The organism is Xenorhabdus innexi, from assembly GCF_002632485.1.
GTDB classification, from domain to species: domain Bacteria; phylum Pseudomonadota; class Gammaproteobacteria; order Enterobacterales; family Enterobacteriaceae; genus Xenorhabdus; species Xenorhabdus innexi.
This window is the reverse complement of sequence record NZ_NIBU01000004.1, coordinates 101,336-120,509: the sequence shown is the minus strand read 5'-3', so window position 1 is coordinate 120,509 and position 19,174 is coordinate 101,336. Positions and strand designations below refer to the sequence as shown.

General features: G+C 47.8%; 3 protein-coding genes. All 3 read left to right on the top strand.

Annotation, left to right across the window (positions count from 1 at the left end):
• The first annotated feature begins 16 nt into the window (after window positions 1–16).
• The 3 genes from Xinn_RS02960 to Xinn_RS02950 are packed head-to-tail and all read left to right on the top strand — an operon-like array spanning window position 17 to window position 19,163.
• A complete protein-coding gene (locus Xinn_RS02960) occupies window positions 17–6,223 on the top strand; it encodes a non-ribosomal peptide synthetase (RefSeq protein WP_086953356.1) in 6,207 nt (2,068 codons plus the stop codon).
• Entirely contained in the window at window positions 6,223–18,063 is an 11,841-nt protein-coding gene (locus Xinn_RS02955; protein ID WP_086953357.1) for a hybrid non-ribosomal peptide synthetase/type I polyketide synthase, read from the top strand. The genes Xinn_RS02960 and Xinn_RS02955 overlap by 1 nt, the downstream gene beginning before the upstream one ends.
• Complete coding sequence (locus tag Xinn_RS02950) at window positions 18,060–19,163, top strand: Gfo/Idh/MocA family oxidoreductase (protein ID WP_086953358.1); 1,104 nt, start codon at window positions 18,060–18,062, stop codon at window positions 19,161–19,163. The genes Xinn_RS02955 and Xinn_RS02950 overlap by 4 nt, the downstream gene beginning before the upstream one ends.
• The last annotated feature ends 11 nt before the right edge of the window (window positions 19,164–19,174 follow it).

Below are 19,174 nucleotides of genomic sequence, written 5' to 3'. Positions count from 1 at the left end.
TTTATAGGATTTCGTCATGCACATGAACCAGCCCTCCCCCGATTCACTACGCCAGCTTATTTCCGGCCTGTTTAATCAAAAAAATATTTTTGTGGGTGATAACGATGACTTAATTCGCAACGGACTGGATTCAATGCAAATAATGGCATTGTTAAATCATTTCAGGCGTCAAGGGTATCGCGTTACTTTACGGGAGCTTTACAAAAAGCCAACGCTGCATACCTGGAGCCAGCTCCTGCAACACCATGCTCCGGCCTCTCAGACGGCCTCTCAAGATACAACGCCATTGCCACAGATTACAGATGCTGCGCCATTTCCATTGACGGCAGTACAACACGCTTATTTTGTCGGGCGCTCACCGGAACAAACATTAGGTGGAGTTGGTTGCCATTTGTATCACGAATTTGATGGTGTCGGGTTGAAGCCTGAACAATTGGAAACAGCCATTCATACTCTGATTCAGCGGCATCCCATGTTACGTGTACAGTTTTTGCCAGATGGTCGCCAGCAAGGAATGGCTAATGCTTACTGGCAAAAATTAACCGTTCACGATCTGCGTCACCTGACAGCCAATGAGCAGCAACAGGCACTGGCTAACCTTCGTGAACAACTCAGTCATCGGGTATTACAGGTTGAAAAAGGAGAAACTTTCGATATTCAACTTAGCCTGTTCGGTGATAATCAGCATCGTCTGCATACGAATATTGACTTATTGATCATGGATGCGGCCAGTTTCAGCCTGTTCTTTACTGAACTGGCTGCATTAATTGCCAAACGTCACTTGCCAGCCATAGCCTCTGACTATGATTTTTGCAGTTACCTCGCGCAATATCAGGCTCAATTCAGGCAGGCCAGACAGGAGGCCGAAACATTCTGGCGTAACCGGTTAGACACCTTGCCACCAGCTCCTCAGCTTCCTCTGGCTAAAGATCCGGCCCTGATAAAAAATGTCCGCATTCAACGCAGACATTTCTGTTTATCTCCTGAACATTGGGAACATTTTAAACACCTCGCGCAGCAAAATGGTGTAACACCAACTATGGCATTAGCAACGGCATTTGCTGCTTTATTATGTCGCTGGAATAATACCACACAGGGCAACACAACACAGGATAAGGCAACTCAGGATAGCGCCACTCACTTACTATTTAACCTGACACTATTTGACAGAGCACCGTTGCATTCTGCGGTTGATAACATTCTGGCTGACTTTACCAATATCCTGCTACTGGATATCCCTGCGGGTAATTTACCGTTCTGCCAACTGGCTCAGAATGCACAGACAACCTTTGCCGAGGCATACGAACACCGTCACTGGTCTGGTGTAGAAGTGCTGCGTGAACTAAAAAAACGCGGCACCCATCCACACGGGGTTCCCATTGTCTTCACCAGTAATTTAGGCCGACCTTTATATGGTGAGAATACCCACGATACTCTGGGAAAACCCGGTTGGGGGCTATCACAAACCCCTCAGGTATGGCTAGATTTCGTTGCTTTTGAACATGAAAACACACTGAACATTCAATGGGACAGTAATGATGAACTCTTCCCTGACGGCTTAATCGATACCTTATTCACTGCCTACCAAGCGCTTATTCAGAGCCTGACGGAAAATTCCCCGCAGTGGAGTGAAAAACTGCCGGATTTAATGCCTGAATCGCAATACCACCAGCGATGCAAAATCAATAACACTATTACAGCATTACCCAACAAACTGTTGCATGAAGGCCTATTTACACAGGCAGAGCGTACTCCCCATGCGATTGCACTGGTGACTCATCACAATCAAGAAATCAGTTATGGCGAACTCAGTCTGGCAGCCCGCCGATTAGCAGCCTCACTGCAAAAAATGTCGGTTATGCCGGGAGATCGAGTCGCAGTCAGTATGGAAAAAGGCATCGGGCAAATCGTTGCAGTATTAGCCACCCTTTATGCCGGAGGGGTTTACGTTCCTATTCCTACGGATCAGCCATTAAACCGGCGTCGAGCTATCTGCGAAAGTGCCGGCATCGCTGTGGTTGTCATTGATCCGGAGCAACAGCACTCCGATTGGTCGCAAAACATACGCTGTATTTCATGGCATCAGGCTGATCAGCAATTACCTTTAACCCACATGACTGCACGCAATGTCACAGATCCGGCTTATATCATTTACACCTCCGGCTCAACGGGCATACCGAAAGGTGTCGTTATCAGTCACCAAAGTGCACTGAATACCTGTCTGGACATCAACCGTCGTCATCAGGTTCAAAGCCATGATCGGTTACTGGCACTCTCCGCACTGCATTTCGACCTCTCCGTTTACGACATCTTTGGCATGCTCAGTGCCGGAGGAACAGTAGTACTCATTAATGAAGCCCAACGCCGTGATCCATCAAGCTGGGAAATGTTAATCAGGCAACACAATATTACGTTATGGAACAGTGTACCGGCACTGTTTGATATGTTGCTGACCTATTGTGAAGGAATGGAAGTCGATACACCCAAAATGCTTCGTACCGTGATGCTATCCGGAGACTGGATCGGCTTATCACTGCCTGAACGTTACCACGCATTCAATCCTGCTGGTGTACTCAGCGCAATGGGAGGAGCAACGGAAGCCGCTATCTGGTCCAATGAATATATCGTCAACGAAGTTGATGGGCAGTGGCGTTCTATCCCTTATGGTTATCCTCTGGCTAACCAGCGTTACCGTGTCGTGGGTGAAGATGGGCAGGATTGCCCTGACTGGGTTATCGGTGAACTCTGGATTGGTGGAGCGGGTGTCGCACTCGGCTATTTTAATGATGAAGAACGCACTACAGCCCAATTCGTTGTCGATCAGGGAGAACGCTGGTATCGAACGGGTGATCTGGGTTGTTATCATCCCGAAGGCTGGCTGGAATTTATGGGACGCCGCGACAGTCAGGTCAAAATCGGGGGATATCGTATTGAGTTAGGCGAAGTTGATGCGGCACTCAATCAAGTAACCGGTATTCGTAAAGGTGTTGCGTTAACCTGTGGCGAAAAAGAAAAGTCACTGGTGGCCTTTCTTGAATTGGAAGGCGACTCTTTATACCAGCGCATAAACCGTGCTTCTCAGTTACCGGCAACCTACCGTGATCTTTTCCCTGCAATACATGCCACTATCAATAAGACAGCTACAACTGATGGCAATAGTGAACTTCAGGTTGCAACATTTTTACTGGAACATCTGTCTCGTTATGGTGTTACGTTTACTGCTCCCCAATCTCTCACTGCCTGTCTGAACGATTATCAGCCCCAAGCAGAATATCATGGTTGGTTTGCCCGGATGCTGGCCTATCTTTGCCAATGCAATCTATTGGCGGGATCTGCACATCACGTCTATCAGGCTGGGCTATTATCCTCAATATCCCATAGCGGAAATAACGTCGGATGTATCCCTGAGCGTTGGCATTCTACGCTGCGTCGTATTCTGACCGGACAGCAAACCGCAGTCACCTTGCTTGATGACCCGCAGTTTGCACCGGAAAAGCAGCTCTTTGTCTTACCCGAAACTCAACAATGGTTAGCTGGTTTAAAACAGATTATCGTTACGCTTTCCCAACGGTTACAACGCCCTGTTACTGTGATGGAGTTTGACGCCCGTAGTGGTCTCTGTGCCCGATGGCTGGCAGAACAGCTTACCGAACAACATCTGTCCTATATTGGTTTTGAGCGCTCTCAGGCACTTATTAACCAAATGCAAACCCGGTTAAATGCCCACCCCCATGTATCAATAAAACGCTGGCCTGAGCAAATTCCTGAATCACTACAGCATCAGGCAGATATTATCTTGCTGAACAATGTACTGCACCGTGAAGAAAATCCGACAGACTGTATCAGGGCACTGATGCCTTTGGCACAACCCGGTGCGTTAATACTGGCTGTCGAGTTACACCATGCTTCACCTGTTTCTCTGATTACCACTGAGTTACTCTCACCTCACGGTATTCAGCTACGCTCTGCGTCGCAATGGTTATCTCATCTGCCACTACAGACAGAAACCCCAATTACCCTTGGCAACCTTAATCTGTTCCTGATGCAGGCAAGTGAAAACGTCTCGATACCTGATCGGGAAAAAATTAAATCAGCACTGGCACAATACCTGCCGGGGTATATGATCCCACAACGCTTGCAGGTTATGCCCCATCTTCCTCTGACACCTAATGGTAAAATCGACCGTAAGGCTCTGGCGCAGGGCTTACTGTCCGCCACAAAAACCGAAAACGGGCTGCACCCGAATGACATGACTCTGTTAAATGCAGAGGAAAAAACAGTTGCTGCCATTTGGCAACGTTTGTTGAATACTGAGCTGCCGGATCGTAACAGCGACTTTTTCCAACTGGGTGGTGATAGCCTTCTGGCTACACGTCTGATCGGTGAACTGGCACAACAAGGCTTGAAAGGTGAACTGAACCATCTTTTCCGCAACCCGCAATTAGCGGCATTCACCACAACACTTTCTCCTCTGCTGGCTCCTCTGTCTGACATGTCATCAAAGACATACTCAATATCAAAACAGCAAGATGAGGATAAATATCAATCCTTCCCACTGACTGAAGTACAACAGGCTTATCTGGTTGGACGCCATTCTGGTTTTACCCTGAGTGGTGTTGGCGCACATTTCTTTATCGAGTACCGGATAGAACAACTGGATGTTCAACGCCTGAACCGGGTATTAAACCGTCTGATCCAGCGTCATCCGGTACTTAGAACGATAGTGATTAACGGGCAACAGCAAATATTGAAAGATGTCCCTCTCTTTTCAGTCACACAGCACCAATTCACTGATATTACTGAGGCGAATGCATTACGTGAACGTTTGTCACATCAGGTATTAGATGCCGGACACTGGCCGGTCTTCGATTTCCAGCTTGCCCAAGACAGCAGCCCGGTCTGCCGATTATTTGTCAGTCTGGACAACTTGTTCTTAGATGGTTTGAGTATGCAGATATTGCTGGCTGAATTAGAACAGCTATATCTCAACGAACAACAAGAGTTACCACCACTGAACATCACATTCCGGGATTGTGTGTTACGTCAGCAACAAATCCCCGTGCATCAGAGTTCGTTGCAATATTGGCAAGAGCAGGTGAAAACTTTACCACTGGCGCCACAATTACCATTGCGCGTTACACCGGAAAGTGTGCAATCCCCCCGCTTTGTGCGCTACAGCGATCGGTTATCGGCACATGAATGGAAGCAATTGAAACAACATGCTGCCCCACACCAGATAACACCTTCTGCCCTCTTAATTGCAGCTTATGCTGCTGTGCTCTCTGCGTTCAGCACCAGTGCGGAGTTAACTCTGAATCTTACCCTGTTCGATCGCCCGCATTGGCATGAGGACATTAACCATATTCTGGGTGATTTTACTTCACTGTCACTTCTCGCATGGCATCCGGAGAAAAACTGGTTATCCAGCGCACGGCGGTTACAGCAACAACTATGGCAGGATCTGGATCACCGCCATATTTCGGCAATCAGAGTCATGCGTGAACTGGCACAACATCGTGGCCCGGATGCAGCCATTATGCCCGTTGTTTTCACCAGTGCATTAGGCACTCATGAAGGGCAATTTCTCTCACGCTCATCATGGATGAAACCAGTTTGGGGTATCTCGCAAACGCCGCAAATCTGGCTGGATCATCAGGTTTACGAATCTGATGATGAGCTTTGCCTGAACTGGGATGCAGTGGAAGAGTTATTTGTACCGCATCAGTTGCAAACCATGTTTAACAGCTATATAGCGCTATTACGCACTCTCGCGGCGCAGCCAGAAAGCTGGAGTTCGGCGCTGGAACAACTGATACCACGCCAGCAATATATGGTTGCATGCAATACAGTCAAAGATAACGCAGCCAAAGATAACGCATCCGTTGTTGCATTATCAGGTCAGGAAGGATGCGACCCACAGATGTGCGGTGAAATTCAACGCCTGTTTTTATCGGTAACTAACCACTCCATCAATATCCAGCAGAACTTTTTTGATGCCGGAGCCAATTCACTACAGCTCATTCAATTACACCAAAAATTACAACATGCTGGTTTTCACCATCTTGCTGTTACCGATTTATTTGCTTATCCAACACCAGAAGCACTCAGTCTGCATTGTCGAAAAGAGACGCAAAGCAGAAATCAATCGTCGATTGCTCTTCGTCAGCGTCAACAACAAAAGCGTCTGCAACAACGGGAAAAACGTCATCAAGGAGCTGCATAATGACTGATTTAACGCCTCACTACGATAATTGTGATCCCATCGCAGTGATTGGCCTCGCCTGTCGCTTTCCACAGGCACCGGATAGCGCTGCTTTCTGGCATAACCTGCAACAGGGGATTGAGTGTACTACCACACTCTCCCGCCAGACATTATTGGATACAGGTATTCCACCTGAAATCATTACAAATGAGAATTTTGTCAATCAGGCAGCGATATTAGAAGATGCGGAACAATTTGATGCCACACTGTTTGGCTATTCGCGTCAGGAAGCAGAAATGCTCGATCCTCAACAACGCCTGTTTCTGCAAACAGCCTGGCATGCCCTTGAACATGCCGGTTATTCACCACGCAATGTACGCCTGAAAACAGGCGTTTTCGCCAGTAGCCGGGTCAGCACCTGGCCTTCATGGGCACAATTCACTATGACCGATATTGCTAAAGTGAAAGGGCTACAGGCGCTCATGAGCAATGATAAAGATTATCTTGCAACACGTACCGCCTATAAGCTAAATCTGAAAGGTCCCGCACTGACAGTACAGACAGCCTGTTCAAGTTCACTGGTTGCTGTACATATGGCCTGCGAAAATTTGCGTTCCGGTGAATGTGATATGGCGCTGGCCGGTGGTGTGGCGGTTTCTTTTCCACAAGAAAGCGGTTACTTGTATCAGCCGGGAATGATCTTCTCACCGGATGGACATTGCCGTCCCTTTGATAGTCAGGCTAACGGCACTTATGCTAGTAATGGCGTTGGTGTTGTTACGCTGAAGCGTCTGAGCGATGCGCTACGCGATGGCGATCCTATTATGGCGGTATTGCGTGGCAGTGCCATTAATAACGACGGCAGTGACAAAGTTGGTTTTACTGCCCCTTCGGTTAGTGGTCAGCGCAGTGTGATTAACGAAGCATTACAACTGGCAGATGTCAGCATTGATGATGTCGGGATGATTGAAGCACATGGCACAGGGACATCACTGGGCGATCCGATAGAAGTTGAGGCATTACGCAGCATATTCTCCGGGCGTAGTGCGGCTGAACCGCGTTGTTACCTCGGTTCAGTGAAAAGCAACATCGGCCATCTTGATACTGCTGCGGGCATTGCCAGTCTGATTAAAACGGTGCTGTCAGTCTGGCATGGTTACATTCCTCCGACTATTAATGTGCAGCAACCCAATCCGGCGTTACGGCTGGAAGAAAGCCCATTCAGGCTGGCAACACAAGGACAGCGTTGGACACAAGAATTACGTACTGCGGGCGTTTCTTCATTCGGTATTGGCGGCACTAACTGCCATATCATCGTTCAGTCATTGCCAGAAAAGTTACAGCGTCACCGAGTCAGCAATACGCAGGCTCATAGGCATAACACACCTTTGTTGCTTTCTGCTGCTTCTGAATCTTCACTACGTCAATTAGCACAACACTACGCAACTGCACTTACCTCAGAAAATGTTGCCGATCTGGCTTGGACGGCTTTACAGGGGCGTGATCTTTCATTCCCCTGTCGTTTAGCGTTGACACTCACACCACAAAATACCGCAAAAAATGCCGCGAGCTTATCCGCTTTTGCGAACCAGCACCCGACACCGGATATTTTCAGCGGGCAAGTCAGGAGTGAAAACAAGCAACTGTGGCAATTCAGCGGTCAGGGTTGCCAGTGGTCAGGCATGGGAAAAGCAATGTATGCCAGCTCTCCCGTTTTCTCCGCCATGTTGGATCGTTGCTGTGCTGCCTGCGTTTCTGAATTAGCTCTGCCATTAAAAGCAGTGATGTTCGGAGAACATGATGCCGCATTAGCGACCACGGAATATGCACAACCCGCTATTGTGGCGCATCAGATTGCGCTGGCGGCACATTGGCAGGAACTGGGATTAAAACCGGATTACGTTTTGGGACACTCGGTTGGCGAATTTGCCGCAGCCGTTGTTGCCGGGATTTTCACGCCGGAGCAAATGATGCCACTGGTCGCAGTACGGGGCAAGTTAATGCAGAAATGTGCACAAGGGGGCGCAATGTTGGCAGTTTTTGCCAACGAAGAAGATATTCTTCCTCTTACGCATTCACTGGCATTAGATCTGGCGGTTTGCAATAGCCCGCAACACTGGGTTTGGGCAGGTACAGAAACAGAAATTGACACACTGACACAACGTCTGGAACAGCAGCAGATCCGTTACCAGCGCCTTAATGTTGCCTGCGCCGCCCATTCAGCCATGCTTGAACCCATTCTGGAAGAATTTTCTCAGCATTTTCCCCTGCATAGCAATCAGCTACAGCCTGTATCGGGGGGCATCCCGTTAATTTCTACCCTGACAGCAGATATTGCAACTACCGCGCAATTAGGTTCACCAGACTACTGGTGTCAGCATATGCGTCAGACGGTGCGTTACCATCAATCGATTGAGTTTGCCCGTCAACAAGGCGTGTCATTATTCGTTGAATTTGGTGCTGACGCACCACTGACCGGGATCGGGCGACGTATCAGTTTGCCGCATGAAATCTGGGTTGCCGGAGCCTCTCGTCAGAGCACTCCAGAAACAGCTCAGCAAACAGCACTAATGCAACTCTACTGTGCCGGTGCACATCTTGACTGGCCGCGTATTTTTCCGTTTACCGGATCAAAATGCCATGCTCCGCTCTATCCATTTGATAAACAATATTATAGCTTCCAGAACACCAACGCAGCACAATACCACCCTGTACAATATTCAGGCAATGCTGATGTCGGGCTTGATATTAACTCCCTGCTCAATCCTGCCATTGAGCAAAACGCCGATGCAGCACTACTTCGGGCGTTGTATACCGATGCACTGGTTTATCAATGCAATGGGCAAAAGACTGAACAAGGTTTCAGTGCCATTGACACAATTCGGGCCGGGCGACTACAACCTTGCTGGTGCCCTTTGCTGGAACAACTATTGAACCATTGTGTTCAGCAAGGCTATTACCGAGAAGTTGTCGGGCCAACAGTCAGTAAAATGTATCGCCCTCACCGTACTCTGCCATATGCTAAGCGCCGCTTATTGGAAGCAAACTTACTCACCGATTTTCCTGCTCTGATCTATGCTGGAGAACGTTTATTCGCCTTGATGAGTGACAGAGCTGACCTACCCCGCCAATTGGTGACAATACCAACGATGAGAAAAGCATGGCTTCCTGCACCACAGCCATGTCCTGATACTCACTATGTCCTGCATTGGCGCACCATCACTACGGTAGATAAACCAAGATCTTCAACACCCTATACTCTTCGTTCATCAACAGCGAGTGAGAAAGTTGCTCAACATTGGTGTCAGGCTGGCCTAAATTTACAGCCGGAAAGCAGGAATACATTATTACTGCTTCAGAGTGATGATGTTGTTGAATTGTGTGATCAGGTGATTAGTGAATTACAACGTGATGAAACGACATCCTTAACTGTTATAACTTGCTGTGCTCAACCTGAAAGCACCTTATCAAAAGAGGATATCAATCCCGCTCAATACGCTATCTGGGCGTTGTTGCGGGTCGCGGTTGAAGAGTATCCCCACCGCCATATTCAGGCAATTGATATCGGCGATATCAATGACACCGATGCGTTGTTATTGGCACTCAGTTATCTTAATGAGCAGCATCGTTGGCTGAAAGTGCGCGGAAATCAAATCGCCATACCTGTTTTACAGCGCCAACCACTTGTCATATCCCAGCAACCCATGTCGATTCCCCATCAGGGTTGGCACATCGTTACCGGCGGTATGGGCGGGATCGGACAAATTTCTATCCGTTGGCTGCTGACTCACGGCGCACGCAAAATTGCGGTGTTTGCCCGCCGCAAACATGAGGATTGGGATACTTTTGTCCAAGAGCTGTCACTGAGTAAAGAATGCGAAATACGCTGGATTAATGTTGATGTCACTGACACACCAACATTGTTACATGCCATGCAATCACTGGCACAAGAAGGCGGCATTGCTGGCGCAATTCATGCCGCCGGTATTGCTGATCACACTCCTCTGGCTAGACTTGAGCTGCAGCATCTGTCGCACATGTTACGCGTAAAAGCACAGAGCGCATCAACGTTGCAGGCCATACTTCAGCAACATAAAGCTCAATACCTGCTGCTTCATGCCTCCGCCGCTTCAATGCTGGGTGCTCAGGGACAAAGTGCTTATGCCATCACCAATGCCTGCCTGGAGTCTTTAGCACTGACCGCAACCGATCCGCTTATGGCAAATACATTGATGGTAAAAACGTTAGTCTGGGGCGTCTGGGGCGGCATTGGCATGGCCAGCGATCGGCGATTAGTGGAAAAACTAGCGCAAGATGGCATGTTACCATTCAGTATCAATGAGGGTATCTGGCATCTCAATCAATCTCTGCGTACCGCTTCTCCTTGCTATCTGGCAATGCGGTTAGATGAGCATCATCCTGAAATTTTGCGACGTTTACAGGCTGAGACGGCTCATACCGCTACAACACCAATATCAGCACTTCCGACTGATAACCTACTCTGTCAGGACAGTGAACAGCGGCTTCATTGGCTACGTCAGCATATCGCGACATTATTGCGCTTAGAACAGCCTGAACATCTGGAGCCACAACAGGATCTACTGCAAATTGGTTTGGATTCCTTACTGTTTCTTGAATTAAATACCGTGATCCACCAGCAATTTGGTTTCAGATTAACCGCTGAACTGGCCTATCAGAATATGACACCGGAGGGGCTTAATACGCTTATTGGCGACACATTGCCTGAACAGGCCTCTGTATCTCCTCAGCCTGAGATCATTATTGACAGTGCCCAACAGCATGAGCCATTTCCTCTGACACCAATTCAGCATGCTTACTGGGTTGGTCGTACTCAGGCTATTGATTTTGGTGGTGTGGCATGTCATGTCCTGTTTGAATGGGATTTGGCACTAAACAGCTTTGATATCCTACGTTTTGAAAAGGCGTGGAATGCCTTAATTCAGCGTCATGGTATGTTACGCATGATCGTTGATGAAGAGGGGCAACAGAGAATTCTGCCTGAAACGCCCTGGTATGTTTTATCACAGGATGATTTGCGAGCACTGAACGATACAGCCTGTGAAAAGGCTCTGGCTCAGCGTCGTCATACTCTCTCTTATCAGGTGCCTCCGGCGGAACAGTGGCCATTGTTTGAAGTCTCGGTTTCCCTGCTACCAAATGCGCGTTGCCGCTTACATATGAATCTGGATCTGTTGCAGTTTGACGTACAGAGTTTCCGGGTCATGATGGACGATTTACAACGCGCTTATCACCAGCAACAACCACTGGCTCCGCAAGCATTTACTTTCCGCGACTATGTGATGGCAGAACAGGCACAGCGTGAAAGTAAAGAGTGGCGCACATCATGGGCATACTGGCAGGAACAATTGCTTTTACTGCCTCCGGCACCAAGATTACCGTTGAACCCACAGTTACCTCAACGTAGCCAGCCGAAATTCACGACTTATGAAGGCCGGTTGGCACAATCTGACTGGCAGGTACTTAAACAAAGCTGGAAAAAATGGGGAGTCACACCTTCCGCCGGTCTGCTGACTCTGTTTGCCCATACGCTTGAATGGTACAGCCGCCATCCGCTATTTACCCTCAATCTGACGTTTTTTAACCGTCAGCCTTTTCATCCAGAGGTTCAGGAGCTGATTGGCGATTTTACCTCAGTCATGCTGATGGATTTTGATTTACGCAAAACCACCTCCCTGCGTGCCAGCATGGAAAAAACTCAGGCCTTGCTCTGGCAACGGTTGAGTCATAGTCATGTCAATGGGGTTGAAGTACTGAGGGAACTGGCTCGCCAGCAATCGGGTGAAGCACAAAACAGGCAACCCCTGACTCCGGTTGTTTTCACCAGTATGTTGGGAATGGCACAAGAAGGTGTGGCAATAAAACAATCCATCACTCAATTATTGGGTGATCCGGTCTTTGTGCTGAGTCAAACGCCACAAGTCTGGCTGGATCATCAGGTTATGGAAGTGGATGATGCGTTGCTGTTTAACTGGTATTGCATGGATGATGTACTGGAAGCAGGCGTCATTGAAGCACTATTTGCTGCCTATAACGCGTTGTTAGTACACGTTGTACAAATCAGCCGCCAGCCTGAACGTCTGGAACATTACGATCTTAGTACGCCGCCTGTCGGTCATGCGCGTTATGACTTCTGGCCACAACACCCTGCATTGCATCAGGCCGAACAATATCTGCGCTCTCAGCCTGAAATACGGTTAGCAGAAATCCAGCCACGTCAGGATGATACTCAGGCTTACAATTTATGGCTGGTAGCAGAAGATAATTTGTCATTATCGCTGCCAAAGCCGTCGTTTTCAGAGCCGCTGGTAATAAACACTAAAGCCTTACCACTGCCGACATTAACGGAACAACAGGCATTTGAACGATCCTGGCAACATATTGAACAACAAGCGTTATTGGGTCTGGGCCAGACCTTATTACGCCATGATCTGTTTACCTCTTCACAACAATGTCATTCCCGTGAAGAAATTGAACAACGTTTACAACTGGCACCACAATATCAACGCCTGCTGAGCCAATGGCTGGGATTATTAAGCAAACAAGGGTTCATGGAAAAAACGGCGGGGGGATACCGCTGCCTGCAACCGCTCACTCAGATCCCTGTTCCTACAGCAAAACTGGATGATGCGGTATGGTGCCAAACCATCAGCCGTTATGTTGCAGCCTGCATTGACCAACATGACATCCTGCTTACCGGATGTGGCAATGCATTGGAACTGCTGTTTACCGACAAACAGACTACAGCCAGCCTTTACAGTGAAAACCCGGCGTTACATTGCCTGAATCAGTCAGCCGCTGAAATTGTCCGACAATTGAGCCAGACATCCGAACATTTCACTGTGCTGGAGATCGGCGCAGGCACAGCTTCCACATCAAAAAAAGTGCTTAAACAGAACCATCAATTCATTGAAAGTTATCACTTTACTGATGTTTCACCGTTATTTTTGGATGATGCCCGTCAGTCCCTTAATCACTATGGCGAAACCGTAAAATTTAGCCTGTTCGACATTAATCAACGTATTGATTTTAGCCAACATCCTGATGCTGGTTATGACCTGATCATAGCGGTTAACGTCTTACATGATGCCATCCATCTCAAAAATACCCTGAAACGTCTGTCCCGGTTACTCAAAGCCGGGGGCTGGCTGCTTATTATTGAATCCACCAAACGCGACAGTGCTATGCAACTCGCCAGTGTCGGATTTATTGAAGGTATTAATGTCTGGGCTGATGATCGCAATGATGAACAAGATAGCAGTGCATTGCTGGAACTTGCTGACTGGCGTCAATGTCTGGAGAAATCCGGTTATCAGGTTTCACTGGAATGGCCGGGGCAAGATGGGCCGGAGCTTTACCAACAATTGATTCTGGCGCGATCCGAACAGCAGACACGACTGAATGTTGATGAAATCGCGGTACAATTTTCTGCCCTGCCTTACTCATTGCATATTCAGCAGCAAGAGCAGTTACCGTTGACAGCATTACCAACCATGACCGTGAAAGATAACATGGAACAATCGGTCACTATGGAAGCCGGACAACCAGAAGCAGCAGATGACCAGCTTCACCATATTGAACAGCAAGTCATTCAGCTCTGGAACTCACTGCTTCCTCAGACAATTCAGCGCCACAGTGACTTTTTCCAAAGTGGTGGTGATAGCCTGATTGCTACCCGTATGATAGTGCAGCTTCGTCGTCAGGGTTATGAACAGGCCAATCTGCAACAACTGTTTGAATACCCTAAATTGAGGGAATTTTGTCATACTTTGCGGAGTATTGAGACACATTCAACAACTGTGGTTACTCCACATCAAACAGAGCCAGCATCAGAGCAGATTCTGCCACTCACCGCTCTGCAATATGCTTATTGGTTGGGAGAAAGCCAACTGTTTCAGTTTGGCAATGGTATTGCCCACTTCTATGCCGAACTGGCTATTGATGACCTTGATCTACCTCGTTTCACTGCCGCGTGGAACCGTGTGATAAACCATCATAGTCAATTACGCGGTTACGTAAACGAAGGCCAGTATCATATTCTGCCGACAGTACCCTGCTATACGCCGACAGTTATTGATTGTCGTGATATGCCACAAGAGGAGTGCGAGACACAACTGAACAACGCCCGTAATACTCTGCGTACTCAGGGTGTTCCCAGCGATAATTGGCCATTATTTGATTTAACCCTGTACCATACTGATGACCGGACACACTTACTGCATCTGACTATTGACTTACTGGTAGCAGATGGCAAAAGTCTGACCTTAATCCTGCGTGATTTACATCACTGGTATCAGAGACCTGACTGGCAACCAGAACAACCGGCAGTGACGATTGCTGACTATATTCAGGCTCTGGAGAATGAAAAAAACGAAATACTCTGGCAACAAAGCCGGCAATACTGGCTTGATCGTTTACCTTCATTGCCAGATGCCCCGATGTTACCCCTGAAAGATCACCAGTCTCAGCAGCTTGATCAGCAGTGCCTGACGGCCTATATCAGCCCACAACAATGGCAATGTTTGCAACAACGTGCAGCAGAGCACCGCATATCACCGTTCCAAATGATGCTTACACTATTCGCCCATACTTTATCGGTATGGAGTAACAGCGAACATTTCACTATCAATGTCCTGCATGGCAACCGCCTGTTAATGCCACAACATTGCGATATGCTGGTCGGTAATTTATCCACCACCTCATTGCTGGAAGTCGATTTACGCAATATCTCTGGATTCAGCGATGCTGCAAACCGGATTCAAAAACAGTGGATAGCGGATCTTCAACACGCACTGTTTGACGGGCAATGGGTACTCAGGGAGAAAAATCAGCATCACCATAACCTGAATGCCGGTATGCCAATCGTATTCAATGATACAACCGGAACTGCGGGTAAAGGACCATCAGGATTAGGAACACTCAATCTCTTTGGGGCGCAAACACCCCATGTTTATCTTGACTGTATGCTGATTTCCGGTGCAGAAGGTGGTGTCACCATACAGTGGGCGATCCTGCCGCAACTGTTCCAGCCTCAGGTAGCAGAAAACATGTTTGCTCACTATCAGGCCGCTATTGCTACCCTGCTTGAACCGGACTACCTGTGGGATACGCCGCTTCCTGACTGGCTCCCGACGTATGATCGCGCTTTGTGCCGGAATAGCAATTTAACAACCCGTGATTTTCCGCCACATACTCTTTGCTCGTTGATTGAACAGGCAGTAAATCGTTATCCGCAACATATCGCCGTTGTCGATGCCTATTGTCAGTTAGACTATCGCACGTTGTGGTCACAAAGCCTGACACTGGCAGCTCATCTGCAAGCACAAGAAAATCAGACTTCACCTCTGATTGGTGTGGTGATGGAAAAAGGCCGGGAGCAGGTTATTGCCGTTATTGCCATTTTATTAGCAGGACGGGCTTATCTGCCTATTGATGCCAGCTATCCGCAACAGCGGATTCATCAGCTATTAGCATCAGGGGAAGTTGATACCGTACTGACTCAACCCAAGTTTGCCCAGCAATTGAACTGGCCTGACAGTGTTCAGGTTATCCCTCTGAATGAAACATTACTCAACCAGTTGCCAGCCACCAGCAAACCTGATTTATCTGTACACCCTGAAGATCTGGCTTATGTTATTTTTACCTCCGGTTCTACCGGAATACCAAAAGGTGTCATGATTGATCATCAGAGTGTGGTCAATACTATTCTCGATATTAATCAGCGTATTGCCCTTAACGAACACGATAGTGTGCTGGCAATCTCAGAATTAACCTTCGATCTCTCCGTTTATGACCTGTTCGGCACGCTGAGCTGTGGGGCAAAACTGGTTATTCCTGCTGTGGGTGACAATCAGCAGCCGGACAAGTTATTAGCATGGTTACAACAAGAATCGGTGACAGTCTGGAACTCTGTTCCCGCCTTTGTGCAACTGCTTGAGGAATATGCCCGTAGCTATTCCCGTTTATTACACAGCCCCCGTTCATTACATAACCTGCGTTGGATATTAATGAGCGGTGACTGGATACCAACCCATTTACCAGCCAAATTATATGCGCTTCACCCTGAGTTAAACCTTCTTAGTTTAGGAGGTGCAACCGAAGCATCAATCTGGTCTATTGCTTATCCTATCGTACAAGTCAATCCAGACTGGCGCAGTATCCCGTATGGTAAGCCTCTGGCTAATCAGACTTTCTATGTACTTAATTCAGTCCTTTCGCCCTGCCCTGTCTGGGTAACAGGTGAACTGTATATTGGTGGACAAGGTCTGGCACAGGGTTATTGGGCCGATCCTGAAAAAACGAAACAGGCTTTTATCACACACCCTCAAACAGGTGAACGGCTTTACCGTACCGGTGATTTAGGCCGCTGGCTGCCGGACGGGAATATCGAATTTCTGGGGCGCAATGATCATCAAATTAAAATCCGAGGTTACCGGATTGAGTTAGGAGAAATTGAGCACCGTTTATGTGAACATCCTGCGATACAACAAGCGAGTGTATTTGCTCATACAACATCAACCAGCGCATTACAACTGGTTGCGGGATTACGTTTAACTGATAACGCGCCGCAATCTGCCGAGCTTTTACCAACACTGCCTCACTGGTTGCAGCAAACTTTACCCATTTGGATGTGCCCGCAGCGATTTATTCTTCTCGATGCGATACCTGTATCCGATAACGGTAAAATCGACAAACGCACATTAGTTACTCTGGTTGAAGAAACACAAGACATGACTTCAACACCATCGGCGGTAACTCTAAACGCTACAGGCCAAACAGTATTAAACCTTTGGGAATCTGTATTAGAGCAACAGGGTATCAACATCCATGAGAGTTTCTTTACGCTTGGAGGCGATTCTCTGGCAGCGGTACGGTTAATGGTGAAAATCAACCGGACGTTCAATCGCCAATATCCGCTCAGCCTGCTGCAAACCTACGATACCGTGCATTCATTGGCTGAATTTATTGAACATCAACCGGAAGATATCTGCCAGGGGGTAATCTTAAACGAGGGACGTACTGAAAAACCGGCTTTATTTATCGTCCACCCTATTGGCGGGCATCTGCTGGGATATCGTCATCTGGCAGCCAATTTCGGCGATCAACGCCTGATTGGGTTAGCATTTTCACCGGATAATCTGAATACTGGCAGACCGACTATTGCAGCATTGGCGGCTGATTATATTAACCGAATCCGTACATTCCAGCCTGAAGGACCTTATGCGCTGGCTGGATGGTCTTTTGGCGGATTGGTGGCCTATGAAATGGCACATCAATTACGAATTGCGGGTGAAAACGTTTCTCACTGTATCCTGATTGATAGTTTCGCGCCAAACGTACGCCCTGACCTGATTTTGGATGATACGTTCTGTCATCGTCATTTTCTGCGCGATTTACAGGGGCAATTCCCAGATCTGTTGCTGGATAACCGAACGATAACAACCGATACCGAGGCATTCCTGCAAACGCTGCATGATGCACTGCCAAAATCGGCACAGATTGACGGTTCTCTGACTGAGCTTTATACCGTATGGCGTCATAATCTGCGTGCATTACTTGATTACTGCCCACCACAGACTTCACAGCCTTTCACTCTTATCCGGGCTGATCAGGTATTACCTGAATTTATGGATTACCTCGATCCGACAACAATGACCTCAATGGATCTCGGCTGGCAGGTTTTCGGGCCTGTCAGCGTGACACAACTTGATGGTAATCACTACAGCTTATTCCAACACAACCATGTCAGCTCTCTGGTTATTTGTCTGAAAAACATTCTGGATTCAGCCCTGACCATTGAGCCTGTTAAGGAGAACATATGATAAAGCCAAGGCGGGTTCTCATTGTCGGTGCCAAATTTGGTGAACTGTACCTTAATGCATTCCTGCAACCTCAACCAAATCTGGAGCTGGCCGGTATTCTGGCTCAGGGAAGCCCTCGTACACAGCAACTGGCCCGTGATTTTAATGTGCAACTGTATCGTTCATTGGATGAATTGCCGGACAACATTGATATTGCCTGCGTCGTCATACGCGCAGAAATAATTGGTGGTAAAGGTGATCAATTAACTCAGGCACTATTAGCAAGGGGGATTTCTGTTATTCAGGAGCATCCCCTTGATGCAGAAGCCATCAAGCGACATCAATCAGTCGCTGAAAAACAAGGCGCTGTATTTTGGGTAAACAGCTTCTACAGCCAATGCCATGCTGGCAGAAGTTGGTTACATGCTGCACATCAGATTAGCCGCTTATCACAGCAATCTCCGATAAAGGGCTACCTGACAACCAGCCGCCAGTTACTGTTTTCTGCCCTCGATTTGTTGCTACAAGCCTGCCATTGGCCGGAACAGATCGAAATAACCTATGTGGGCCAACGGAATCATGCATTTCATTGTTTTGAATTGTGTTTGGCTGGGACGACCATAGCGTTAGATGTTCAATCTTATCTCGACCCAAAAGATCCCGATATGCATAACCTTGTTATGCACAAGATGACACTGATATGGCCTGCCGGTTATCTGACGCAAGAAGCCAGTTACGGGCCGGTAATCTGGACGCCCGTTCTTCATGCTCCAAATCATCTGAATAGTAATCAGAGTCTCTATCTGACAGCCAGTCAACCGGATGGTGCTTATCAGCACCAGACAACATCGCAAATTCTTTGCCCGGCAACCAAAGACTGGATGACGGCATTTGAATGTGATGGTGCTGAAGGGGTGGCATTCCTGCTTAATACATTAAGTTCTGTATTGAATGGCGCACTCTGCCCTCCGGCTTTCAATAATGACTATCAACGACGGCTGGCAGGTGTATGGCAACAGATTTTGTGCATGATGGGAGAACCTGTTGCTCAGGATTTACCGCCTCCGGTCTGGATTGATCCGGCTCAATTAATGCTGACTACTAATACTGATGTTAATTAAGGAGGAACACT